The organism is Phenylobacterium sp. Root700 (assembly GCF_001429025.1).
GTDB lineage: Bacteria > Pseudomonadota > Alphaproteobacteria > Caulobacterales > Caulobacteraceae > Phenylobacterium.
This window is the reverse complement of the sequence record NZ_LMHT01000022.1, coordinates 69,848-92,973: the sequence shown is the minus strand read 5'-3', so window position 1 is coordinate 92,973 and position 23,126 is coordinate 69,848. Positions and strand designations below refer to the sequence as shown.

20 protein-coding genes and 1 pseudogene are annotated in these 23,126 nt (G+C 66.9%); 8 read left to right on the top strand and 13 right to left on the bottom strand.

What is annotated here, in order from left to right; all coding sequences use genetic code 11:
• Window positions 1-24 precede the first annotated feature (24 nt).
• Window positions 25-603 carry a ferritin-like domain-containing protein gene (locus ASE02_RS11375; protein ID WP_056734218.1) on the bottom strand — a complete coding sequence of 193 codons (579 nt, stop codon included), beginning with the start codon at window positions 601-603 and terminating at the stop codon, window positions 25-27.
• Entirely contained in the window at window positions 596-1,315 is a 720-nt protein-coding gene (locus ASE02_RS11370; RefSeq protein WP_056734216.1) for an RNA polymerase sigma factor, read from the bottom strand. Before ASE02_RS11370 ends, ASE02_RS11375 begins: the two co-directional genes overlap by 8 nt.
• Before the next feature lie 145 nt (window positions 1,316-1,460).
• Between ASE02_RS11370 and ASE02_RS11365 the strand changes: the two genes are divergently transcribed.
• Window positions 1,461-2,771: a dicarboxylate/amino acid:cation symporter gene (locus tag ASE02_RS11365; protein ID WP_082602017.1), complete on the top strand. Its 1,311-nt coding sequence runs from the start codon at window positions 1,461-1,463 to the stop codon at window positions 2,769-2,771.
• Window positions 2,772-2,774: 3 nt separating this feature from the next.
• Here the strand turns inward: ASE02_RS11365 and ASE02_RS11360 are convergent, their stop codons facing one another.
• The 3 genes and pseudogenes from ASE02_RS11360 to lpxA all read right to left on the bottom strand — a co-directional run bounded on the left by ASE02_RS11360 (window position 2,775) and on the right by lpxA (window position 5,779).
• Window positions 2,775-3,470: a superoxide dismutase gene (locus ASE02_RS11360; RefSeq protein WP_235536670.1), complete on the bottom strand. Its 696-nt coding sequence runs from the start codon at window positions 3,468-3,470 to the stop codon at window positions 2,775-2,777.
• Window positions 3,471-3,649: 179 nt separating this feature from the next.
• Window positions 3,650-4,654 (bottom strand): annotated as a pseudogene (ftsZ, locus tag ASE02_RS11355) (cell division protein FtsZ); the annotation flags it as partial.
• 330 nt (window positions 4,655-4,984) lie between these two features.
• Complete coding sequence (gene lpxA, locus ASE02_RS11350) at window positions 4,985-5,779, bottom strand: acyl-ACP--UDP-N-acetylglucosamine O-acyltransferase (protein ID WP_056734214.1); 795 nt, start codon at window positions 5,777-5,779, stop codon at window positions 4,985-4,987.
• 127 nt (window positions 5,780-5,906) lie between these two features.
• Here lpxA and ASE02_RS11345 point away from each other — a divergent pair, with 127 nt between their 5' ends.
• Both ASE02_RS11345 and ASE02_RS11340 read left to right on the top strand, forming a co-directional pair.
• Window positions 5,907-6,809: a class I SAM-dependent methyltransferase gene (locus tag ASE02_RS11345; RefSeq protein WP_056734212.1), complete on the top strand. Its 903-nt coding sequence runs from the start codon at window positions 5,907-5,909 to the stop codon at window positions 6,807-6,809.
• Window positions 6,806-7,543, top strand: a complete 738-nt coding sequence (locus ASE02_RS11340; RefSeq protein WP_056734210.1) for a 16S rRNA pseudouridine(516) synthase — start codon at window positions 6,806-6,808, stop codon at window positions 7,541-7,543. Before ASE02_RS11345 ends, ASE02_RS11340 begins: the two co-directional genes overlap by 4 nt.
• A 4-nt stretch (window positions 7,544-7,547) precedes the next feature.
• Here ASE02_RS11340 and ASE02_RS11335 read toward each other — a convergent pair whose 3' ends face one another.
• Both ASE02_RS11335 and ASE02_RS11330 read right to left on the bottom strand, forming a co-directional pair.
• The gene (locus tag ASE02_RS11335; RefSeq protein WP_056734208.1) at window positions 7,548-8,159 is read right to left on the bottom strand and encodes a pyridoxamine 5'-phosphate oxidase family protein; all 612 of its coding nucleotides are present in this window, start codon (window positions 8,157-8,159) and stop codon (window positions 7,548-7,550) included.
• A 50-nt stretch (window positions 8,160-8,209) separates the two neighbouring features.
• On the bottom strand, window positions 8,210-10,726 hold the full coding sequence (locus ASE02_RS11330) for an ATP-binding protein (protein ID WP_056734206.1): 2,517 nt from the start codon (window positions 10,724-10,726) through the stop codon (window positions 8,210-8,212).
• A 155-nt stretch (window positions 10,727-10,881) separates the two neighbouring features.
• Here ASE02_RS11330 and ASE02_RS11325 point away from each other — a divergent pair, with 155 nt between their 5' ends.
• Complete coding sequence (locus ASE02_RS11325; protein WP_056734898.1) at window positions 10,882-12,297, top strand: CoA transferase; 1,416 nt, start codon at window positions 10,882-10,884, stop codon at window positions 12,295-12,297.
• Window positions 12,298-12,335: 38 nt separating this feature from the next.
• Window positions 12,336-12,581 carry a sulfurtransferase TusA family protein gene (locus ASE02_RS21990; protein ID WP_235536669.1) on the top strand — a complete coding sequence of 82 codons (246 nt, stop codon included), beginning with the start codon at window positions 12,336-12,338 and terminating at the stop codon, window positions 12,579-12,581.
• On the opposite strand, the gene ASE02_RS11320 is transcribed toward ASE02_RS21990, so the two are convergent.
• Window positions 12,553-13,521 (bottom strand): YihY/virulence factor BrkB family protein, encoded by a 969-nt coding sequence (locus ASE02_RS11320; RefSeq protein WP_366932436.1) that lies wholly within the window; start codon window positions 13,519-13,521, stop codon window positions 12,553-12,555. The two genes, ASE02_RS21990 and ASE02_RS11320, sit on opposite strands and share 29 nt — an antisense overlap.
• Before the next feature lie 303 nt (window positions 13,522-13,824).
• On the opposite strand from ASE02_RS11320, the gene ASE02_RS11315 reads away from it, so the two are divergent.
• Window positions 13,825-14,904 (top strand): substrate-binding domain-containing protein, encoded by a 1,080-nt coding sequence (locus tag ASE02_RS11315; RefSeq protein ID WP_082602014.1) that lies wholly within the window; start codon window positions 13,825-13,827, stop codon window positions 14,902-14,904.
• Between the two features lie 53 nt (window positions 14,905-14,957).
• Here the strand turns inward: ASE02_RS11315 and ASE02_RS11310 are convergent, their stop codons facing one another.
• The gene (locus ASE02_RS11310; protein ID WP_056734204.1) at window positions 14,958-16,091 is read right to left on the bottom strand and encodes a CaiB/BaiF CoA-transferase family protein; all 1,134 of its coding nucleotides are present in this window, start codon (window positions 16,089-16,091) and stop codon (window positions 14,958-14,960) included.
• 60 nt (window positions 16,092-16,151) lie between these two features.
• The gene (locus ASE02_RS11305) at window positions 16,152-16,928 is read right to left on the bottom strand and encodes an SDR family NAD(P)-dependent oxidoreductase (protein WP_056734202.1); all 777 of its coding nucleotides are present in this window, start codon (window positions 16,926-16,928) and stop codon (window positions 16,152-16,154) included.
• 133 nt (window positions 16,929-17,061) lie between these two features.
• Between ASE02_RS11305 and ASE02_RS11300 the strand changes: the two genes are divergently transcribed.
• Together ASE02_RS11300 and ASE02_RS11295 are read left to right on the top strand one after the other, a co-directional pair.
• Window positions 17,062-18,390 carry a diguanylate cyclase domain-containing protein gene (locus ASE02_RS11300; RefSeq protein ID WP_056734199.1) on the top strand — a complete coding sequence of 443 codons (1,329 nt, stop codon included), beginning with the start codon at window positions 17,062-17,064 and terminating at the stop codon, window positions 18,388-18,390.
• Entirely contained in the window at window positions 18,390-18,896 is a 507-nt protein-coding gene (locus ASE02_RS11295) for a CcdC protein domain-containing protein (RefSeq protein ID WP_056734197.1), read from the top strand. The genes ASE02_RS11300 and ASE02_RS11295 overlap by 1 nt, the downstream gene beginning before the upstream one ends.
• A 7-nt stretch (window positions 18,897-18,903) precedes the next feature.
• On the opposite strand, the gene ASE02_RS11290 is transcribed toward ASE02_RS11295, so the two are convergent.
• The 3 genes from ASE02_RS11290 to ASE02_RS11280 form a co-directional block, all read right to left on the bottom strand.
• Complete coding sequence (locus ASE02_RS11290) at window positions 18,904-19,278, bottom strand: hypothetical protein (RefSeq protein ID WP_156406016.1); 375 nt, start codon at window positions 19,276-19,278, stop codon at window positions 18,904-18,906.
• 61 nt (window positions 19,279-19,339) lie between these two features.
• Complete coding sequence (gene mfd / locus ASE02_RS11285) at window positions 19,340-22,831, bottom strand: transcription-repair coupling factor (RefSeq protein ID WP_056734193.1); 3,492 nt, start codon at window positions 22,829-22,831, stop codon at window positions 19,340-19,342.
• Entirely contained in the window at window positions 22,821-23,111 is a 291-nt protein-coding gene (locus ASE02_RS11280) for a succinate dehydrogenase assembly factor 2 (RefSeq protein ID WP_056734191.1), read from the bottom strand. Before ASE02_RS11280 ends, mfd begins: the two co-directional genes overlap by 11 nt.
• Window positions 23,112-23,126: the final 15 nt, after the last annotated feature.

Here is a 23,126-nt window from a genome sequence, read left to right as displayed (position 1 = left end):
AGCGGTGTCATGGCGTGTCCTGGCTCAGCCGAAGATGAGCGCCTTCTGCGGGATGGCCTCGCCCAGCGCATTGCCCAGCGTGGCGGCGTGGAAGGCCTCGTCACCGGCCATGCGGGCGGCCAGGACATGGAAGTCGGTCTGGTCCAGCGACGGGATCAGGCCAAGATAGGCGTTGGCCGCGCCCCGCTCCAACTTGAGGGCCAGCTTCAGCACCCCGGTCTGATCCTTCAGCGACCCCGCGCCCAGATCGGTGGCGTAGGCGCTCAGGGCCTTGGCCGCCACCGGCTGGCCGCCCAGGCGGCGAACCGCCGAGGCCAGGTCGTCGCGGTGCTGCTTGTGGTGTCCCTGGAAGGTGATCCCGATCTTCAACACGTCGGGGGTCAGCAGTCCGCTTTCGGCGGCGATCTGATAGGCCGCGATGCCTTCATGCTCCAAGGCGATGGCGGCGTTGAGAAGTTGCACGTCCTGGGTCGGCGCGCCGGCGGCGAAGGCGCTGCGCGGTGTGGCCACGCCCAGCACCGCCAGGACGCCAGCGGCAGAAAGGGTGGAGGTTCCGAGAGCCAGCGCCGCGCGGCGGTCAATGAACCGCATTTGATCAGTCATTTTCGAGATCTCCGGTGGGAAGTGAAGGTATGTCGCAGAACTGCGCTAGGACCCGCTCGGTCAGCGCCTCGCAGTCCACGCCGGCAAAGGGAAAGGCGCCTTCGAGGGCGGTCTTGAGTTCGGGGTCGAGTTCGTTTTGAAGCCGGCGCCGGGCCCGCAGGTGCCGTGTCTTCACGGTCGGTTGCGGAATGCCCAGCACCTCGGCCGCCTCCTCCACGCTCAGGCCTTCGATTTCCCGCAGGACGAAGACCAGACGGAAGTCGTCGGGGAGCCGGCCTATGGCCTCCTCCAGAAGGCGGCGGATCTGGGCGCGCAGCAGCGCGCCATCGGGTTGGCCGTTGGTCGATCCACGCATGAGCTTGTCCCGGTACTCCTCCATGACGACCACGGATCCGGCGTCGATTTGCGCCTCGCGCCGACGACTGGCGCGGCGTCGTTCTAAGGCCTCGTTGATGGCGATACGGGTCAGCCAGGTCGCGAGCGAAGACCCGCCGTTGAACCCCGCGATGGCGGCGAACGCCTTGAGGTAGGCGGTCTGCACCGCATCCTCGGCTTCGCTGCGGTTCTTCAGGATGCTCCAGGCGGCGCGGAACAGGCGCTGGTTGTTCCTGCCGGTGATCACCCGCACCGCCGCCGCGTCCCGAACCGCGACAAAGGCCGCGAGCTCCAGATCGCTGAGCGTTTCGTAGTCGATCTGCGGTTGGACGCTCATGGCTCTGCCCCTTGTTCGCTCGATTGGATGACGGAGATCTCGAAAGGTTCCCGAAATCCGCCGCCCGGTCAGGCTAGTGTTGGAGATACCGACGCAACTATCGTTGTCCGGCGTATCTCGGCACGGCGTAACCTAGGATGCTTCCATGGCCATCGACCCTGATCCCGCCGCCCCACCAGTAGCCCGACGCCCGGGCGTCGGCGGTCTGATCCGGCGCTATTGGTTCGACGTCGTCCTGTGGAAGCGCATCCTGGCGGCCTTGGTGCTCGGCACGATCATTGGACTGGTGCTTGGCGAGGTCGCCGTGCAGATCAAATGGATGGGCGATGTCTTCATACGCCTCATCCGGATGGTCGTGGCGCCGCTGGTGTTCTTCTCTATCGTCTCCGGGATCGCCGGCATGAGCGACGCGCGGCGGTTGGGTTCCATCGGGGTCAAGACCCTGGCCCTCTACCTGACGCTCACCGTGATCGCGGTCAGCGTCGGCCTGAGCATCGGCACGCTGTTCCAACCCGGCGTTGGTATGAACGTCAGCGGGGCGACGCCTGAGGTGATCGCCAAGGCGCCGCCGGGGCTGGGCGAGCACCTGATCAGCATCATCCCGACCAATCCGATCGCCGCGCTCGCCGCCGGGGAAATCCAGTCGGTGATCTTCTTCGGCATCCTGGTGGGCCTGGGCATCCTGACCATCGCGCCGAAGGCCGAGATCGCCGCACGCCTCTTCCAGGCCGGCGCGGATATCATGCTGCAGATCGTCCGCTTCATCATGGAGGTCGCCCCATTTGGGGTTTTCGCCCTGGTCGCCTGGGTCATGGGGACGTCAGGCCCAGGCGCGTTCGTCCATGTCCTGAAGCTCGCCGCGGCTCTGATTGTCGGCTGCGCGATCCAGACCTTGCTCATCCATGGCGGATTGATCCGCCTCGTCGCGCGGTTGCCGGCCCTCCCCTTCTTTCGCGACATCACCGACGCGGTGACCATCGCGTTCTCAACCTCCTCCAGCGCCGCGACCCTGCCGGTGGCGATGCGGGTGGCGGAGAAGAACCTGGGGGTCAGCCACACCGTGGCCTCGACGGCGCTGCCGCTGGGCGTCACCCTGAGCATGGACGGCACCGCGCTCTACGTGGCCTTGCTGGCCATGCTGTCGGCGCAAGCCTTCGGTGTCGACCTGACCTTCGCGCAGTATCTGATGCTTGGCATCACGACCACGGTCGTGGCTCTGGGCACCGCCCCGGTGCCGTCGGCCTCGCTGTTCATGCTGGCCGCCGTCCTGCAGGTCATCGGATTGAGCGCCGAACAGACCGCTCTGGTGGTCGGCTTCGTCCTCCCCTTCGACCGGCTGCTGGACATGACCCGCACGATCACCAACGCCACCAGCGATCTGTCCGTCGCGGTGACCGTCGCCAAGTGGGAGGGCGAGCTCGACGAGGCGGCCTATCTGGCGCGGCCCGTCGAATAGCGCCTAGGCCTCTGCGATCTCCCGGGCGAAGCGGCGATTGGCCTCGCTCCAGGTCATCGCCTTCATGAAGGCGTCCACATAGCTGGCCGCTTTGGCGCCGTAGTCCATGGCGTAGGCGTGTTCGTACATGTCCAGCGCCAGCAGCGGCGCGCCGTCGGCCAGGCTCATGGTGTGATCGCCCGCCCACTGGTTGACCAGGCGTCCGTCGCGTCGGCTCCAGGCCAGGATCACCCAGCCTGATCCGCCGCCCAGCGCCTTGCCTATGGCCGAAAACTGGGCGCGCCAAGCCTCATGGCCGCCGAAATCACGCTCAAGCGCTCTGGCTAGCGCCGGGCTCGGCGCCACGGCCAGGCCCAGGCCGGCGAAATAGAGCTCGTGCAGGACCACGGAGTTCCAGGCCAGCAGCTCTTCGCGCTTCAGCCCGTTGAGCCGATAGCCGGGCGCTGTGGCGACATCCATCGCCGCGACCTCGGCGGTGATCGCCCCGATCTTGCGGACGGCGTTGCCGTAGTTGTTCTCGAAATGGCTGACCAGCAGCTTTTCCGACAATCCGGGCACAGCCTTGGGATCGAAGGGCAGCGGCTTGGCGGTGAAGGCGGGTGACGGGGCGGTGGCGGCCACGGCCGGAACGGCTGCTGCGCCGGACACCGCCGCGCCGATGACCAGCATCTGGCGGCGGTCGAGGATGGGATCAGGCAAGGCGAAGGCTCCCTCGGGACGAGGTCGGTCCTATGCCGCTCGTCCCGAAGAGAAACCTTAGACCTGGATGACGGCGACGCCTGCTAAAGATCGCGCCGCCCGGTCGATCACCAGAAGCGGCGCGTGGCGGGCGTAGGCTCTCCGCCGCCCGGTTCTTCGGCCTGAGGCGGCGGGGCGCCCGGCGCCGGTCCGATCGGCGCGTCGGTGTTGCCCGAGGACATGCCGGTCGCCACGACCGAGACCCGCAGCTTGCCTTCCAACGAGGCGTCGAAGGCCGCGCCGAAGATGATGTTGGCGTCCGGATCGGCCTGGTCGGCGATGACGTTGGCGGCCTCATCGACCTCCAGCAGCGTCATGTCCGAGCCGCCGGTGACGTTCACCAGCACGGCCTTGGCGCCGGCCAGCGAGGTTTCGTCCAGCAGCGGATTCTGGATGGCGTTGTGGGCCGCGACGCTGGCGCGGCCTTCGCCGACCGCCTCGCCGGTGCCCATCATGGCGTTGCCCATCCCGCCCATGACGCTGAGCACGTCGGCGAAGTCGAGATTGATCAGGCCCGGCAGCACCATCAGGTCGGTGATCGAACGCACGCCGGCGTGCAGCACCTGGTCGGCCATGTTGAAGGCTTCGGCGAAGGTGGTCTGTTCGGTGGCGACGCGGAACAGGTTCTGGTTCGGCACGATGATCGAGGTGTCGACGAACTGCTGCAACTCGCGCAGGCCAGCCTCGGCCAGGCGCATCCGGTGACGGCCCTCGAAGCGGAACGGCTTGGAGACCACGGCGACAGTCAGGATGCCGCGCTCCCGGGCGCAGCGGGCCACGAAGGGCGCGGCCCCGGTGCCGGTGCCGCCGCCCATGCCCGCGGTGATGAAGACCATGTCGGCGCCGTCCAGGTAGTGGACGATGTCGCTCATCGATTCTTCGGCCGCGCTCAGGCCGGCGTTCGGGTTCGCGCCGGCGCCGAGACCTTGGGTCACGTGCATGCCCAGCTGGATGCGTTGGCTGGCCAGCGCCAGCGACAACTGCTGGGCGTCGGTGTTGGCCACCACGAAATCGACGCCCTCAAGGCCCGATTCGATCATATTGTTGACGGCGTTGACCCCGGCGCCCCCAACGCCGAACACGACGATGCGAGGCTTCAATTGGGTGACCGCCGGCCGCGAACCGTTGTGGGGTGACACTGCCATGCTCCGAAAATCCCTCGTATGTCCCTGTCGTGATCGGCTGCGATTCCGCAACCGAGCGCGGACCAGTTCCACAGGAATGTGGTTTGAACCGGGCGGCCCGCGACCTATCCCCAGCTCTTAGAAGGTGGCGGCGATCCGCGCGATCCACATGACCACGGCGCACAACACGACGCCCGTGACCACGCCCCGCGTAAACGCGCCGTGCCGTTCCCACCAGACCCGGCGCGCCCGAAAGCGTTGCGCCCGATCTACTCTCCTGCGTCCAATGGCCATGGCGGTCACTTCGCCTATCGGGCGACAAACGGCAAGCCGAAGGTGAACGATTGGGCCTTAGGCCGCAGTTGCAAAGCTCCGGCGCGGTGTCGTGATGACCCCGCGCTCGCTGGTCCGCAGGAACGTCAGAAGGCGACGCGCGCGCTGATCGGGCGCGCTGGCGTCCAGGGCGGCGATCCGCTGGGCCATTGAACCAGGCCCACGAAACAGCGCCCGATAGACCCGCTTCAAGGCGGCCACTTCGATCGTCGACAGCCCTGCCCGCTTCAACCCCACCAGGTTCAGCGAGACCAGGCGCGCTCGATCGCCCTGCACCAGGCAATAGGGGGCCACGTCCTGCGTGACGATTGAGCCACCCGCCACGAAGGCGTTGGTTCCGATTCGCACATGCTGATGGATGGCGCAGAGCCCGCTGACCTGGGCCGCGTCCTCGATCTGCACATGACCGCCCAGGGTCGCGCCGTTCGCGAGGACGATGTCGTCGCCTAGCCGGCAATCATGAGCCACGTGAGCCGTCGCCATGATCAGATTGCGGCAACCCAGGACGGTGACACCCTCGCCGCCTGCGTGGACGGTGACAAACTCCCGGAAGACATTGCCATCGCCGATCATCAGGCGCCCGACGTGGCCGCTCCGCCCGGTGATCTGCGGACTGGCGCCGATCGAGCAGGACGCCAAGAAACGGTTGTCGGCCCCGATCTCGGTGTCGCCCTCGATCACCACATGCGGCCCCACCACATTCCCAGGCCCTAGACGAACCTGCGGACCGATGACGGCGTAGGGTCCGACCTCGCTGGTCTCATGAATAGACGCGCTAGGTGCGATGACCGCGGTGGAGTGAACGTTCGCCATCGCCAGACCCTAGGCTTCGCACATCACGGGCCAACTCAACTTGCATGTCTGATTGCGACGGAGCGAGGCGCCAGGCGGCCCAATAGCCTAAAGGAGAGGTTTGAGATTCGCCGTTCGGACCTGCCCCTTGCCTACTGCAGTCTATGGAAACCCGCCCGCCGACGTCATCGAGACGCCTAAGGGAGCTCGGCAGCTATCGCCGCTGATCCCCGGCTCGGACGATCTGGCCCAACTCGCGGACGCCTCGCTGGACGAGGTTGCGTTGCTGGTTCCGCCAGGCGCGGTCGAGGCGCGCTTTGTCGTGGCCCAGGCCCTGCGGGTCCTGACGCCGGGCGGGACCCTGACCGCTGCGGCCCCCAAGGATCGTGGCGGCTTGCGTCTGAAGCGTACGCTGGAAGGCTTCGGCTGCGAGGTCGCTGAGGTTTCGCGCCGCCATCATCGCATCTGTTCGGTCGAGCGGCCGGCGGCGTTGGTAGGGCTGGAGCAGGCCATCGCTGATGGCGCGCCACGGCAGCTGGCCTCGGGCCTCTGGTCCCAGCCCGGCGTGTTCAGCTGGGAGCGGCTCGACCCCGGCAGCGAACTGCTGATCAAGCACCTTCCGAAACTGAAAGGCCGAGGCGCGGACCTCGGATGCGGGATCGGTTGGCTGTCGCAAAAGGTGTTGAGTTATCCTGAGGTCACCAGCCTCAAGCTCATCGAACTGGATCGTCGGGCGGTCGACTGCGTGAAACGCAACGTCCAGGATCCCCGCGTCTCGCTCGAATGGGCCGACGTCCGGGGCGCCTCCGCCACCCTCGCTGACCTTGACTTCGTGGTGATGAACCCGCCGTTCCACGACGGCGGCGCCGAGGACCGTGCGCTGGGCCAGGCCTTTATCCGGGCCGCTTCAAGCTCTTTGCGCAAGGGCGGCTCGCTCTGGCTGACCGCCAATCGCCATCTGCCCTATGAGGCGGTGCTTGGCGAAGTGTTCAAGGTTGTGAAACCGGTGGCGGACGCCAGCGGCTTCAAGGTCTATGAGGCGCGACGATGAGCAAGACCCCGACCATGCGCCTGGACCGTCTGCTGGCCAATCTGGGCTACGGCAGTCGCAAGGAGATGCACGGTCTGGTCGCCGCCGGCGAGGTGACCCTCGACGGGGTCGAACTCACCGACGCCAATGCGCGGATCGCTATCGGCCCCGACTTGCCGGTTCGGATGACGATCATGGGCCATCCGGTCGATCCGCCGCCGCCGGTCGTCATCATGCTGCACAAGCCGGTCGGCGTTGTCTGCTCGCACAAGGAAGCCGGCCGTCGCATCTATGACCTGTTGCCGCCGCGCTGGCGGGTTCGCGACCCTGCGCTGTCGAGCGTTGGGCGATTGGACAAGGATACGTCCGGCCTGCTGCTGATCACCGACGACGGCGGGTTCCTGCACCGAGTGATCTCGCCCAAGCGCCACGTGCCCAAGAGCTACATCGCCACGCTTGATCGGCCCCTGACCGGGGAGGAAGGCGCGGTGTTCGCCGCCGGGACTCTGATGCTGGAGAGCGAGGAGAAGCCCCTGCTCCCGGCGATCCTCGAGCCGCTCTCGGAAACCAAGGCCCGACTGATCATCGAGGAGGGCCGCTACCACCAGGTCAGGCGCATGTTCGCCGCGGTGGGCAATCATGTGGTCGATTTGCATCGCGACCGTATCGGCGGCCTTATCCTGCCTGACGACCTGGAGCCGGGCGCGCATAGGGTGCTGCAGGCCGCGACCGCCGAGCTGGTGTTCGCGGGCTAGAAGCTCACCACATGGTCTTGGCGGCGCGTTCGGGCCATTCCTCGTCATAGGCCCGTCCCCCGACCCGCGCCTGGCTCATCGAGGCCAGGATGTCCCCTGGCGTCGGCAGGGTCGCCGGATCGACATGACGTTCCGGGTTCCACAGTTCCGAGCGCACGATGGCCCGGGCGCATTGGAAATAGATGCTCTGGATCGTGATCACGATGACGGAGCGCGGCGCCTGGCCCTTGACCGCGAACGAGGTCAGCAGCTCGGGGTCCACCGATAGCTGGGCCGTTCCATAGACGCGCAAGGTCGTCCCCGAGCCGGGGATCAGGAAGAGCAAGGCGACACGCGGGTCACGCACGATGTTGCGCAGCGAGTCGCAGCGGTTGTTGCCGCGCCGGTCGGGCATCATCAGGGTCCGTTCGTCGACCACCCTCACCGCCTGCCCGGCGTCGCCGCGCGGCGAGCAGTCCAGGCCCTCCGGCCCGGCCGTGGCCAGGGCCACGAACGGCGAAGCGTCCATCAGCGCGCGATATTCCGGCGTGATCTGGTCGGTCTCCTTGACCGTCGAGGCCTCGCCCGGAACGCCGTAAAGGGCTTCCAGTTGTTCGGTCGTGGTGATGATGGTCACTACATCCTCCGCAATCGCCACGCCGCTTGTAGCCGCGCAACAGCCTCGCGTCAGCCGCCGACCGCCGGTTTCAAGGCCTCGGCCTTCGGTTCAGCGCCAGCGATCGCTTGGACGATCGCCTCGATCAAGGCGCCGGCCCGGATCGGTTTGGACAGATGCTGGTCCGCTCCGGCGTCGTGGCTGGCCCGGACATGTTCATCCAAGGCGTTGGCCGTGAGCATGATCACCGGGGTGCGGGTCAAGCCTTGCGCCTGCTCGAAGTCTCGTAGCAGCGCGGTCGCCGACAGGCCGTCGAGTTCCGGCATCTGCATATCCATCAACACCACGTCGAACCGCTCGGCCCGCAGCGCCTCCAACGCCAGGGCGCCGTTCTCCACGATGACCGGATCGACGCCCACCGACTGCAGGATCAGCTGAACGACCCTCTGATTGGTGGGGTGATCTTCCGCCAGCAACACCCGTCGGCCGGTGATGTCGAAGCTCTCGGTCGGACAAGGCGCGGGCGCCGCCGTCTCTTCGGCGGCCCGCTCGAGGGGAAGCGTGAAGGCGAAGGTCGAACCGATTCCAGCCTCGGACTCGACGTCGATCCCTCCGCCCATCAATTCGACCAGCGACCGGCTGATCGCCAGTCCCAACCCTGTGCCTCCAAACCGCCGGCGGATCGAGGCGTCAGCCTGTTCGAAACGGCGGAACAGTCGCTGCTTCACCTCGTCGTCGAAACCGATGCCGGTGTCGGTGACCGTGAACTGGACGGCCCGGCCATGGCCTCGGACCTCCAGCCGGATCGATCCAGCGTCCGTGAATTTCACAGCATTGGACAGCAGGTTCGAAAGCACCTGTGTCAGCCGGACGGGGTCGCCCATGAATCGGCCATCGACGCCCGCCTCCACGCTCCAGGCGAGCACCAGCCCCTTGGTTTCGGCCGAGGCGCGATGCAATTCGGCGATCCGCCCGACCACCTCGGGCATCGAGAACGCCTCGCTGCCGAGCGAAATCTCGCCGGCCTCGATTTTCGAGAAGTCCAGGATGTCGGTCAGCACCTGTTCCAGCAGCCGGCCGGACGACACGATCAGCTCAGCCAGTTCACGGCTCTGCTGGGTCTTCTGTTGCTGAGCCAGGGTTTCGGAGATCGCGATCACCCCGTTCAGCGGGGTTCGCAGTTCGTGGCTCATATTGGCCAGGAACCGCGACTTCTCGGCGTTGGCGCGTTCGAACTGCGCGGTCCGCTCGTGGACTCGGTCCTCGAGCGAGGCCAAGACCTGATCGACCTTGTCGCGCTCACCTCGCAGCGCCTTGGCCAGCACGCCGATCTCGTCGTCACGCGCCTCGATATCGGTCACGTCGGTGCGGTCGCGTTCGCCGAACGCCTCCGGCTCGCAGGAGGCGGCCAGTCGCCGTAACGGCTGGACGATGGTGCGCCGGGCGACTGCGAGGACCATCAGCATCTGGGCGACGGCGGCCAACAAGCCCAGCAGCAAGACCCACGAGGCCGACTTCGCCGCCGACCATGTCACCGCCGATTTTGGGTAGGTGAGCAGCAGATACCAGTCGGGTCCGGTCAGCTTGCCATAGGCGACGATATCCTTCCCCGACGGGCTCAGGATCACGCCGTGGGTCTTGCCGTCGGCTCGGATGGCGCGGACCAGCGCCTTCACGTCCAGGTTCTGCTCGTAGTTGCGGATCGTGGTTTCCGACGCGGTCCCGCGCGTCTCAAACCCGGGATAGGCGATAAGCTGCCCCTTCCCCGTGACGACCAGGTTCGATGCGCCAGGCAGGGTGTGACGAATGGCGTTGAGGAAGAAGCCCGTCAGCTCGATGGAGGATCCGAACGCGCCCACATACTGGCCGTTCACATAGGCCGGCGTCATGCAGGCGGTCGCCAGACGCTCGCCGTGATTGTCCTGGATCAGGCGCTGCAGGCTGGTGCAGCGGGTGGAGCGCTCCGGATCATTCCCTGGGGTGGTCAGGGTGGCCATCTCCTCCTTGCCGACATCAAGGTCGGCGGGGGCTTCCTCGCGATAGAACATCAGGCGATCGGGCCGATCGGGCCCGAACATCACCAGCCGCGTCTCGGGTGTGACGAAGTAGAAGTTGTCGTAGTCGCCGCGGGCGGCCTGACCGAAGTCGGACACGATCTCGAAAGCCGCGACCATCGCCGCCTTCTCCGCCATCGTTGCGGTTTGCGGCCGCGAAACGAAGGCGCCGACCCCATAGATGATCTTGCCCGCCGAGGTCTGGTGGCCTTCAAAATGTTCCGGTCGGCTCCGTCGCGTACCGTCCGGCCGCAACGGATAATAGGTCTCCATCATTTGCTCGACCTGGGCCGGCGAGAGCTGATTCACCCGCCGCTCCAGTTCGTGCGCCGCGGACTTGTGAAGGTTCTCGAGGTTGGAGAAGCGCTTATCGACGTTGCTGCTGCGCTCTTGCACATAGTCGGCCAGATAGGTGATCTGCCGGCTCGAAAGCTCGCGCTGAAAGACCACGAAGGCTCCCAGGGTTCCGAGCGCGGTGACGACAAGCGACATCACCCCCAGGCTGACCTGGAACCTGCGCGACAGAGACTGCATGCCACCCCGAGCTCGCTTCACCCATCGAGCATAGCGGGGAAGTTGTTTCGCCCTGGTTTACACGTCTTTCCAACTGCTTGGCGCCCAGGTGGTCCCTGTTGCCACCGCCGCGCGACACCTTCCATAATGGTCAAAAGACCAGGGTGGGGATCTCGATGACGGCGGCGACTGATGCGTTCGCGCAACTGATGCGGATAGCGGGCAAGGCGCCCTCAGCGTCCGTCGCGATCACCGAGGAGGCGGCCGGATTGAAGACCCGGTTTCACGCCGAAGCCGCCGCCGCCGCCGCCCTCGCCGCGACCGGCGCCATGGCCGCCGACCTTTGGACCCAGCGCACCGGCCAGACGCAGGACGTCACGGTCTCCACGCGCGAAGCGGGCGCGGCCCTTCTCAGTTTCGCGTTCCAGAACTTCACCGATGCGTCGCGGGCGCCGCCCCCGCTCCCCGGGGAACTCGGCGGGGCTCCGGCGATTCTTGGCCAGGGCTTCTTCCCGACCAAGGACGGCCGCGCGGTGTTCCTGCACCCGAGCTTCCCGGCCAGCACCGCCAAGCTGCTGAAGTTGATCGGCTCACCCGCCGACAACGCGGCGGTCGCCGCCAACGTCCTGACCTGGAACGCGCTGGACCTGGAGAAGGCCATCGTCGACGCCGGCGTGTGCGGCGCCATGGTCCGCACGGCCGATGAATGGGACGCCTCGGAACAGGGCCAGATCCTGGCCTCGCGGCCGGTCGTCGAGGTGATCAAGATCGCCGAAGGCCCGCCGATGCCCCTGCCCGCCCACGGCGACCAGCCGCTTTCGGGTGTCCGGGCCTTGGACCTGACCCGCGTCCTGGCCGGCCCGACCTGCGGCCGGACCCTGGCTCAGCACGGCGCTGACGTTCTCTACGTGGCCTCGCCAAAGCTGCCGGCGACCGAGTACTTCATCAGCGACGTCAACCACGGCAAGCTATCGACCTGGCTGGATCTAACCGATCCGGCCGAGCTGACCCGCCTCAAGGCCCTGATCGCCGAGTGCGACGTGTTCAGTCAGGGCTACAGGGCCGGAGCTCTCGAACGCATGGGCCTGGGACCGCTGGACCTCGCTCGGCTGCGGCCCGGGATCATCTACACCTCGATCAACGCCTACGGTCATGAAGGCCCTTGGAGCCAGCGTCCCGGCTGGGAGCAACTGGCCCAGACCGTGACCGGCATGGCCGATATTCACGGCGGGGCTAGAGGACCGCAACTTCAGCCCGGCGCTGTCACCGACTACACGACCGGCTTCCTCGCCGCCTTCGGAACCATGGTCGCGCTGGATCGCCGCGCCCGCTTCGGCGGGAGCTATCTGGTCCGGGTTTCCCTGGCCCAGACCGGGGTCTGGGTGCGCGGGCTCGGGCTCAAAACAGTTGAGGCCTTGAGCGAAGTTCAGCCCCTGTCGCCCCAGGAGATCGACGGCTGGCGGATCGACTCCGACTCTGGTTTCGGGCCTGTTCGCCACCTGCGCGCGCCGGTGTCGATGTCGGCGACCCCAGTCGGCTGGGCGCGGCCGACCATGCCGCTGGGCAGTCACCCGGCCGCTTGGCCGGTTTAGGACGAAGGCCACGCTTGGGTTTAGGGCTTCGAACCTGTATGGCCGCAGGCATGCCTTCGACTGAAATCACCGTGGACGCCCGCGGTCACCGCTGCCCGGTGCCGACCCTTCGCTTGCGGCGCGCGTTGGAAAACGCCCCCTCGGGCGCCTTGGTCCGTCTCTATGCCGACGACCCGCTGGCGCGGATCGACGTGCCACACTTCGCCGCCAGTGGTGGTTTCGAGGTGCTCGATGTCGCCGAGGACGACGGCGTGCTCAGTTTTCTGATCGGGAAACCAGCTTAGGTTTCTCTCGCTGATCGTCCAGCAGCGGCAACGACCGCCGCTCGTTCAGGACGATCTCGATCTCGGTGGCGAAGGCCCCGCCGAAGAACACCGCGTTTACGCTCCACGACAGCCAGATCAGGAAGATGACGACAGCGGCCACCGAGCCGTAGGTCGCGCCCAGGTGGGCGATCTGTTCGACATAGAAGGCGCTGGCCCAGGACACGAACAGGCAAAGGATCGCCGCCGACGCCCCGCCTAGGATCGAGGCGCGCCAGTCGACCGGTCGGCTGGACATGGCGAAGCGGTAGATCAGGCTCATGGCGAAGGTCAGGCCAAGGCTCGCCCAGGTCCACTCGCTATAGAGCCAGGACACGCCGGCCAGCGGCTTGAGTCCGAACGCCGCGGCGACGAACCGGAAATAGAAGAAGATGGTGGAGAAGAACGCCATCATCGCGAACGCTGCGATCAGCACCCCCAGCGCCAGGAGATTGAACCCCAGGAAGCCACGCGGCGCCTCGTCGTCATGGATGAACGACAAGCCGGCGAGCAAGGCCTTGAAGCCGCGATGGGCCGCGTATCCGCCGACCACCAGCGCAACCATGCTCTGGGTCGAGATCGCCTGGAACGGGGCGTGGGCCAAGCGCTCCAGCTCGGCCTGGAACAGACTCTGGGCGCCGGCCGGCATCAGCCGCGCCAACATCTCGGCCTGATGCGCTGCTGTGCTGGGATCAGCCAGCAGGCTGTAGATCCCGATGCTGATCGCCAGGGCGGGAAACACCGCGAGCATGACGAAGAACGAGACGCCGCCCACATAAAGCATGACGTCGCGGCCCCAGAGCCGGCTCAAGGCCCGTCCGGTGATGATCAGAATGAGCCGCGCCCAATGTGACGGGTCCCAATCGATCTCTCGCAACTGACGGATTCTCTGGCGGATCGACATGGCGCGGAAGGTGATCAACGTCGCCTCCCGGCGCAAGCGATCATCGCAGGCCCCTCGCGCATGTGAAACGGCGCGCCGGCCCCTTGCGGGAAACCGGCGCGCCGCCGATGGGCGTGTCGTTCCACCAGACCAGCCGCCACGTCGAGGGACGGGAGTTTGCGGCGACCAATCTGGCGTGGTTTTGGGGCTTCTCGGCTGAACCCTGCGTGAACGCCGTTCACGGAACCCGTTCATCCGCTGGGTAAGCCGTCACGTGACCTTCACGGAACTGTCAAACTTGGATGTTAGCGCCAGCCACCTAAACTGGTGCGGAGCCATCCCATGAAGACTTTTGCCTATCTCGCCGTCGTCGCGGTCGCCTTGAGCGCCTGTGGTCAGCAACCTTCCAAGAGCGGCGCCGAGAAGGCTGCAGGTCCCAGCGCCAGCGGGCGCGACCAGGTCTGGGCCGCCGGCTCCTCCACGGTCTTCCCCTTCGCCACCCGCGTGGCCGAGAATGTCGCCAAGACCACGGGCGGTCGTCCGGCCAAGGTCGAAAGCCTGGGCACCGGCGGCGGCTTCAAGCTGTTCTGCGGCGGTAGCGGCGCGGCGTTCCCCGACGTCGCCAACGCTTCGCGTCCAATCAAGAAGTCGGAATTCGAGCAGTGCGTGACCAACGGCGTCACCGACATCGTCGAGATCAAGATCGGCTATGACGGCATCGTGATCGCCAACGCCAAGTCCGGCCCGACCTACGACTTCAAGCTCGATCAGGTCTATCGCGGCGTGGCCGCCGAACTGCCCGATGGGGCCGGTTTCGCCAAGAACAGCGCCAAGAGCTGGAAGGACGTCGACGCTTCCCTGCCCGCCCAGGCGATCTTGGTCTACGGCCCGCCGCCCACCTCGGGCACTCGCGACGCCTTCGTCGAACTCGGCCTGGAAAAGGGCGCCCGCAAGATCCCGGCTCTCGACGCCCTGCACGGCAAGGACGAGGACGCCTTCAAGGCCAAGGCTCACACGATCCGCAGCGACGGCTCCTGGGTCGACGCTGGCGAGAACGACAACGCCATCGTCCAAACCCTGACCAAGACCCCGAACGCGCTCGGCGTCTTCGGTTACTCGTTCCTCGAAAACAACATGGACACCGTCAAGGCGGCCAAGGTCGACGGCGTCGCCCCGACGTTCGAGACCATTTCCAACGGCACCTACCCGGTGTCGCGCTCGCTCTACATCTACGTGAAAAAGGCCAATATCGGCGTGACGCCGGGCCTGCGCGAGTTCGTCTCGGCCTTCGTCTCCGACGGCGCGACCGGCAAGGGCGGTTATCTGCAGCAACGCGGCCTGATCCCGCTCGCGGCCGACGCCCACGCCGCTCAGAAGGAAGTCGCCACCGCGATGACGGCGATGACCGCCCCGACGAAGTAGTATTTGAGGTCGCCTCCGGATCGGCCGCCTGGTCGATCCGGAGCGCGACGCGCCTACCCCGCCAGCGCGCCCGAAGCCTTCAGCGCGTCGATGGCGGCCGGTGAGAAGCCCCAATCTCCCAAGGCTTCCTGGTCGTGGGCGCCGATGGCCGGCGGCGGTCCTTGGATCGCCCCAGGCGTCACCGAAAACCGCGGCGCCGGAGCGGGCTGAACCACGCCTTCCAGTTCCACAAAGGTCTGCCGCGCCACGTTATGCGCGTGCTTGGGGGCTTCATCGAGGTCCAGCACCGGCGCGAAACAGACGTCGGTGGCGTCCATGATCTCGCACCATTCGGCCTGGGTTTTCTTGGCGATCACCTCGGCCAGCTTCTCGCGCAGCGAATCCCAGCTGCCGCGGTTCATCTGGGCCGCGAACTCAGGGTCGGTGATCCCGGTCTTCTCCAGCAGCAACGCGTAGAACTGCGGCTCGATCGAGCCGATCGAGATCCACTTGCCGTCGGCGCATTGATAGGTGTCGTAGAAGTGCGCGCCGCCGTCGAGCAGGTTCGCCCGCCGCTCGTCCTTCCACATCCCGCTAGCCTTGAAGCCGTAGAACATCGACATCAGCGAGGCCGCGCCGTCGCTCATCGCGCAATCGATGACTTGGCCGCGGCCGGTCGAGCGTGCGCTCAGCACCCCGGCCAGCAGGCCAAAGGCGAGATAGAGCGCGCCGCCGCCGAAATCGCCGACCAGGTTCAGCGGCGGGACCGGCTTGTCCTTGGACCCGATGGCGTGCAGCGCCCCGGTGATGGCGATGTAGTTCATGTCGTGGCCAGCCGCATTGGCGTAGGGGCCAAACTGCCCCCACCCGGTCATCCGGCCATAGACCAGCTTCGGATTGCGCTTCAGCGCCACCTCGGGGCCGAGCCCGAGCCGCTCCATGACGCCTGGGCGGAAGCCCTCGAAGACGGCGTCCGCCCCTTCCATCAGCTTCAGGCAGGTTTCGATGGCCGCCGGGTTCTTCAGGTCCAGGGCCACCGAGCGCCGCCCGCGACTGGTGATGTCGGCGGGCGAGGCCCGGCCCTGACCCTTGCGGTCGATCCGCACGACGTCGGCCCCCAGGTCCGACAACAACATGCCGCAGAACGGGCCAGGTCCGATCCCGGCGAACTCCACGATCTTAAGCCCCGAAAGCGGTCCCTGGCCCATGTGTCGTCTCCCTTGATTGTGCTGAGAGCTTAGAAGTGGTGACGCTCCGTCAGCCAACCATCAGCCGCCGCCGGGCAACGACTGGCCATCATCGACGGTGATGACGGTCCCGGTGATCGCGCGGGCGGCCGGGCCGCAGAGCATCATCAGCGCGGCGTCCAGGTCACCGGCCTCCATCAGCCGCCGCCGCGGGAAGCTCTTCATCTGCTTCTGCCCGCCTTCAGTGGCGAACCAATCGGCGTTGATGTCGGTTTCGATATAGCCCGGGCAAATCGCGTTCACCGCTACGCCACGTCGCGCCCATTCGCGCGCCAGCCCCTTGGTCAGCATCGCGACCGAAGCCTTGGAGGCGCAGTAGGCTGAAAGGCCCGGCAGCACCGTGTGCGCGGCGATCGAGGCGATGTTGACGATCCGTCCGTCGCCCCGCTCGGCGACGCCCGAGGCGATCATCCGCTTGGCGGCCTGTTGGGCGGCGAAGAAGACCCCGCGCACATTAACGTCGAAGGTCCGATCCCACTCGTCGATGGAGAGGTCCAGGGCCAGCCCCTCGCCGCCGACGCCGGCGTTGTTGATCAGGATCGAGATCGGACCGAGCGCGGTCTCCACCTCGTCGAAGACCGGACCGATGGACGCGGCGTCCGCCACGTCCAGTTTCAGCGCCATGGCGCGTCCGCCTTCGCCCGCGATGACACCAGCATGGTTCTCCACAAGATCGAGCCGACGGGCCGTGAGGGCCACCGAAGCCCCCGCCCGCGCCAGCAGACCCGCAAAATGCGCGCCCAGGCCGCCCGAAGCGCCCGTAATCACCGCCACCTGGCCCTTAAGCATCTGATCCATAACCATCCTTCTCTTCTCCCTGCGACGCGCGGTCGCTGTCCCATGCGCGCTGGGGCTGTATAGTCCTTCTGCGCTTCGATTCCCGCCCACACCGGGTAAGGGCGTCGCGGAAACTGGGCGAGGATTCTCGGAAATGACGGCTGGCGTCCAGGCGCGCGTCTTGATTGTTGCACGCGACGACGCCCTGGCGGGCCCTCTCGCCGAGGGTCTGGACAGGCTCGGCTGGCGCACGGTCACCGCCCGCGGCCCCTATGCGGCGCTCGCGGCCCTGGGCGACCTGGGGGTTGAGGCGGCCATCGTCGACCTCGCCAGCGGCGGTCACGAAGCCCTGACCATGGCGCGCCGCCTGAAAGCGGCCTGCGCCCCGCGCCGGCTGCCGGTCATCGCCATTGGCGATCCGGGCCCCGAGCTCGACACCTATGATTTCGACCTGACCTTGGCGGCCCCGCTGCACCCCGCCCAGGCGGTGATGCGGCTGGAGACACTGGTCCGGACCGCCGTGGCGGAAGAAGAGTTCGAACTTCGGCTCGAGACCTTCGCCGACCGTGGCCGCCGGCTGGACATGCCCGAACCCGACGCCTCGCCGTTCCAGGTGCTGGCCATCGGCGAACCGGCCCCGCAGTTCCTGGCCCTGGCCAACGCCCTCACCCGGTCGGGGGCCGAGGTGGTTGGCGCCTTCACCGCGTACACGGCCTTCGACTACCTGCATGAGCGGCCGTTCGACGCCGTGGTGCTGTGGGCCGGCGACACCAGCCAGGAGGCGTTGTCGATCGCCGCCGGCATGCGCCGCAACACCCGCCTCTATCACACGCCCGCCCTGCTCTACATGCGCCAGGAAAGCTACGTGACCATGTCCGAGGCCTACCATCGGGGCGTCTCCGATGTGGCCTCGCCGGAAACTCCGGAGACCGAGACCGCCCGGCGTGTTCTGGAATTGGCCCGCAGTTACCGCCATCAGAGCGCGGTCCGCCGCGCCCTGGAGAAGGCCCGCACCTCGGGCCTGATGGACGCGGCCACCGGCCTCTTCACCCGCGACCTCTTCGCCCGTCACGTGGGCCGACTGGCCCAGGCCTCGCGGGTTCGCGGGCGGCCGCTCTCGGTCTGCGTGCTCAAGGTCGCAGAACGCACCGACGTCTCTCACGCCCGCGCCGGCGGCTGGCTCGATCGCGCCATACCGCAGATCGGCTCGATGATCGGCCGCCTGGTCCGCGTCGAGGACACCGCCGCCCGTCTGGGTCCTGAAGTCTTCGCGCTCGCGCTACCCGCCACCAACAAGGCCGCGGCCCGCGCCGCCGGCGAACGGATCGCCGCGGTCATTGGCTGCACCGCCTTCGAGGCCGGTGACGGCAAGCCGCCCTTCGTGGTCGATTTCGACATCGGCGTCGCCGAGGTCGCATCCCCCGACGCAGTCGGCAAGGCGTTGGAAGAGGCGGCCGCGCGCGCCCATCAGAAAGCCAGCTGATGGAGCCGCAGAACTCGGCGGTCCCCTGGACCTACCTTGTTCCGCTCATCGCCATAGCGATCATGGTCCTGCGCGGAAGCCGCGCACGCCGCCTGCGGATCGAACGCATGTGGATCATGCCGACCTTGATCCTAACTGCGGTCATCCTCAGCCTCTCCGCCCAAGCCGCGCCGCGTCTTCCGGTTCTGGCCGCGGAGATGTTTGCGCTTGGCATGGGCGTCGGCATGGGCTGGTGGCGCGGACGGACTGTCGCCATCACCATCGATCCAGCCACCCACGCCTTTACCAGCAAGGCCTCGCCGCTCGGCATGGCGCTGATCGCCGGCGTCTTCCTGCTGCGCTTCTCGTTCAGGGACTATGCGATGAGCCACGCAAGCGAGCTGCATGTCACGCCGGTGGAGATCACCGACGTCTTCCTGCTGTTCGCGGCGGGCCTGGTCTGCGCCCAGCGGCTTGAAATGTGGATCCGGGCACGGCGCCTGTTGACGGCGACGGAAGCCTCCTGAACCAGGCTCAGGTGTCCGGCTTCAAGTCGGGCATGCTTTGCATGCTGCGTCCGATGGCCTGCAGTTCTTTGCCCTTCGAGGTCAGCGCCCCGCCACAGCGGACAAGTTCGGTCGTCACGCCGGCGCTGGTCAGCTTCCCCACCTCGACTCGCAGGCCGTTCTCGACGTTGAAGCCCGGGACGCGGCCTTCGATCCGGCCCATGAAATAGAGGATTCCCATCCCCGCGCTCATGACGGCGGCCGGATCTGTCTGTTGGCCGGCGGCGATCGATATGACAGCGATGCACTTCAGGTCGCCCAAGGTCTCAGCATCCTGCGCCCTCGCACCGCCGGCCATGAATAGCGATGCAGTCAGAGCTGCTGCGGTGATGACTTTTTGCACGAACGTTCCCTTACACCCCGACGCCGCAACCTAGAGCAGCGCCATCGCGAGGCAAACCCCGCTAGGCCGCCAGCTTGGCGAGCTCGGCCAGCACCCGCTCGGCGGCGGCGAGCCGTTGCTCCGGGGTTTCCCACTCGCCCTTCACCACGACCTTGTGGTCGGGACGGATTCTCCAGGCGATCTGGTTCTTCTGGACGAAGCCGACCAGACCCATCGGGTTCTTGAATTCATCGCCCCGGAACGTGACGACCGCGCCCTTGGGGCCGACGTCGATCTTGGCGACATTGGCCTCGCGGCACAGGCCCTTGATGGCCACGACCTTCAGCAGCTGGCCAGCCTCCGGCGGCAGCGGACCGAAGCGGTCGATCATCTCGGCGGCCAGGGCTTCGCGGTCGCCCGACTTCTCGGCGTCGGACAGACGGCGATAGAGCGACAGGCGCACGTTCAGGTCGGGCACGTATTCCTCGGGGATCAGCACGGCCGCGCCGGTGTTGATCTGCGGCGACCAACCACGGTCGGCGGCGCCGTCGCCCTTGCCGGCCAGTTCCTTCAGCTCGTTGACCGCGTCTTCCAGCATCTGCTGATAGAGCTCGACCCCGATCTCGCGGATATGGCCCGACTGTTCCTCGCCCAGCAGGTTGCCCCCGCCGCGCTGGTCCAGGTCATGGCTCGCGAGCTGGAAGCCGGCACCGAGGCTGTCGAGCGACTGCAGCACCTTCAGGCGGCGCTCGGCCGACAGCGTGATCGGCTTCTCGGCCGGGGTGGTCAGATAGGCGTAGGCCCGCGCCTTGGCCCGGCCGACCCGGCCGCGCAGCTGGTACATCTGGGCCAGGCCGAACATGTCGGCGCGGTGCAGGATCATGGTGTTGGCGGTCGGGATATCCAGCCCGCTCTCGACGATGGTGGTCGACAGCAGCACGTCATACTGCCCTTCGTAGAAGGCGCTCATCACCTCCTCGAGCTGGGTCGGCGCCATCTGGCCGTGGCCGACCACATAGCGAACCTCCGGCACCTGCACGCGCAGGAACCGTTCCAACTCCGGCAGGTCGGAAAGACGCGGAGCGACGTAATAGGCCTGGCCGCCGCGATACTTCTCGCGCAGCAGCGCCTCGCGGATCACCACCTGATCGAAGGGCGTGACATAGGTCCGCACCGCCAACCGGTCGACCGGCGGCGTGGCGATGATCGACATCTCGCGGATGCCCGACAGCGACATCTGCAAGGTCCGCGGGATCGGCGTCGCGGTCAGGGTCAGCATGTGCACGTCGGTGCGAAGCTCCTTGAGCTTCTCCTTGTGCTTCACGCCGAAGTGCTGCTCCTCGTCGACAATCACCAGGCCGAGGTTCTTGAACCCGACCTGCTTGGACAGCACCGCATGGGTGCCGACGATGATCTCGACCTCGCCGTTCTTGAGCTCCTCGCGGGTTTCGGCCGCTTCCTTGGCGGGAACCAGGCGCGACAGACGCCGGACCTTGATCGGCCAACCCTGGAAGCGCTCGGAGAAGGTCTTGAAGTGCTGGCGGGCCAGCAGGGTCGTTGGGGCCACGATCGCGACCTGCAGGCCGCTCATCGCCACCACGAAGGCGGCGCGCAGGGCGACCTCGGTCTTGCCGAAGCCGACGTCGCCGCAGATCAGGCGATCCATCGGCCGGCCGGCGCCCAGGTCTTCCAGGACATCGCCGATGGCGTTGAGCTGGTCTTCGGTCTCTTCATAGGGGAAGCGGGCGCAGAATTCGTCGAACACGCCATGCGGCGGCACGACCGGGTCGGTGACCTTGGTCGCGCGCTCGGCGGCGATGCCGATCAGGCCCATGGCCATCTCGCGCAGGCGCTCCTTGGCCCGCGCCTTACGCGCCTGCCAGGCCGCCCCGCCGAGGCGGTCAAGCTGGACGTTCTCGCCGTCCGAGCCGTAACGGGTCAGCAGGTCGATGTTCTCGACCGGCAGATAGAGCTTGGCCTCGCCGCCGTATTGCAGTTCCAGGCAGTCGTGCGGGGCGCCCTGGACGTCGAGGGTCTTCAGGCCCTCATAACGCCCGATCCCGTGGTCGATATGGACCACCAGATCGCCTGGCGTCAGGGACGAGGCCTCGGCCAGGAAGTTCGCGGCCCGGCGCTTGCGGCGCGGACGCGCCAGCCGGTCGCCGAGAATGTCGGTCTCGGAGATGACCGCCAGGTTCTCGGTCTCGAAACCGGACTCCAGCGGCAGCACCACGCGCTGCGGGCTCTTCGGATCGGCGGCCTTGGCCGCATCCCAATAAGGCGCGAGCGAAATGTTCTTCAGGCCATGATCGGCCAGCATGGCGCCCAGGCGGTCCGACGAACCGTCCGACCAGGAGGCGAACAGCACGCGCTTGCCTTCAGCGGCCTTCTTCCGGGCGTGGTCGGCCGTGGCCTCGAACAGATTGACCGAATCCTGCTGACGCTCGGCAACGAACGTCCGGCCGAGCCGCGCGCCCATGTCGACGACGGTGTCGCCTTCCACTTCCTGGAAGGCCGAGAACCGCCGGGTCGGCCGCGCCGCCAGCCGCTCGCGCCATTCGTCGGCGTCCATATAGAGCCGGTCGGGCGACAGCGGATGATAGTGAACCTTGCGGTCGGCCTGCGCCCTGGAATCGTAGGCGTCGGCGATCATCGACATCCGCTCTTCGCGGGCCGATTCAGCCAGGTGATCGGTGGCGATCAAGGTGTTGCTGGGCAGGTAGTCCAGCAGGGTCGCCATGTCCGGATAGAACAGCGGCAGCCAATGTTCCATGCCCGCGCGGCGACCGCCTTCGCTGACGGTTTCGTACAGCGGGTCGCCGCCGGGCGCGCCGAACGTCTCGACATAGCCGCGCCGGAAACGCGAGATCGCATCCTTGTCCAGCAGGCACTCGCTCACCGGCAGCAGCGAGACGTCCTTGAGCTGGCGGGTTGAGCGCTGAGTCTCGGGATCAAAGCCCCGGATCGATTCCAGCGTGTCGCCGAACAGGTCGAGCCGCACCGGCTCCTCGGCGCTCGGCGGGAAGACGTCGATCACCCCGCCGCGGATCGCGAACTCGCCGCGCTCCGACACCGTCGAGGCCCGTTGGTAGCCATTGATCGCGAAATAGCGTTCGAGATCGGCGATCTCGACCACATTGCCGACCTTGGCCGAATAGGCCGCGCCCTCGACGGTCGACTTCGGCGGAACCCGTTGCAGCAGCGCCGGGACCGTGGTCACCAGCAGCGACGGCTTCTTGGGGTCTAGCCCCTTGGCCAGCCGCGCCAGGGTGGTCATCCGCTCGGCGGCGGAGCCTGGCGAAGGCCCGATGCGGTCGTAAGGCAGGCAATCCCACGACGGGAACCGCAAGATCTGCACCTGCGGCGAGAAGAAGGTGAAGGCGTCGATGAAGGCCGAAAGCCGCGAGCCGTCGCGGGCGACAAACATCGACAGGCCCCCACGGGCCTTGACGATATCGGCCATCACCAGGGCGTCGAAACCCTCCGGCGCGCCCACAAGGTCAAGCCGCCCAGGATCCTGAGCTATCCGCCGATGGTCAGCCGCCGTCGGCGCGCGCGCGCCGTCAGCCGCCATGATCCTCTCCGCGAGCCTCATAAGCTTCGAAGCGGAAAGCTTTGATCATTTTCATGATTTCGCCGTCGAACTCAGGCGGAGTCGGCGTCCGCTCGACGATCCACTCATAGAGGTCCTGGTCGGCCTCTTCCATCAACGCCTCGAAGGCGTCGAGCTGGCTGACGCTCAGGCTCGCGGCGTAGCGGTCCGCGAACGGCCCCAAGATGAGGTCCGCTTCGCGAAAGCCCCGGTGCCAGGCCCGGAACTTCACCTTTTTCAGTCGTGTTTCGTGGGTGTTCATGAGGGAGGCCGATAT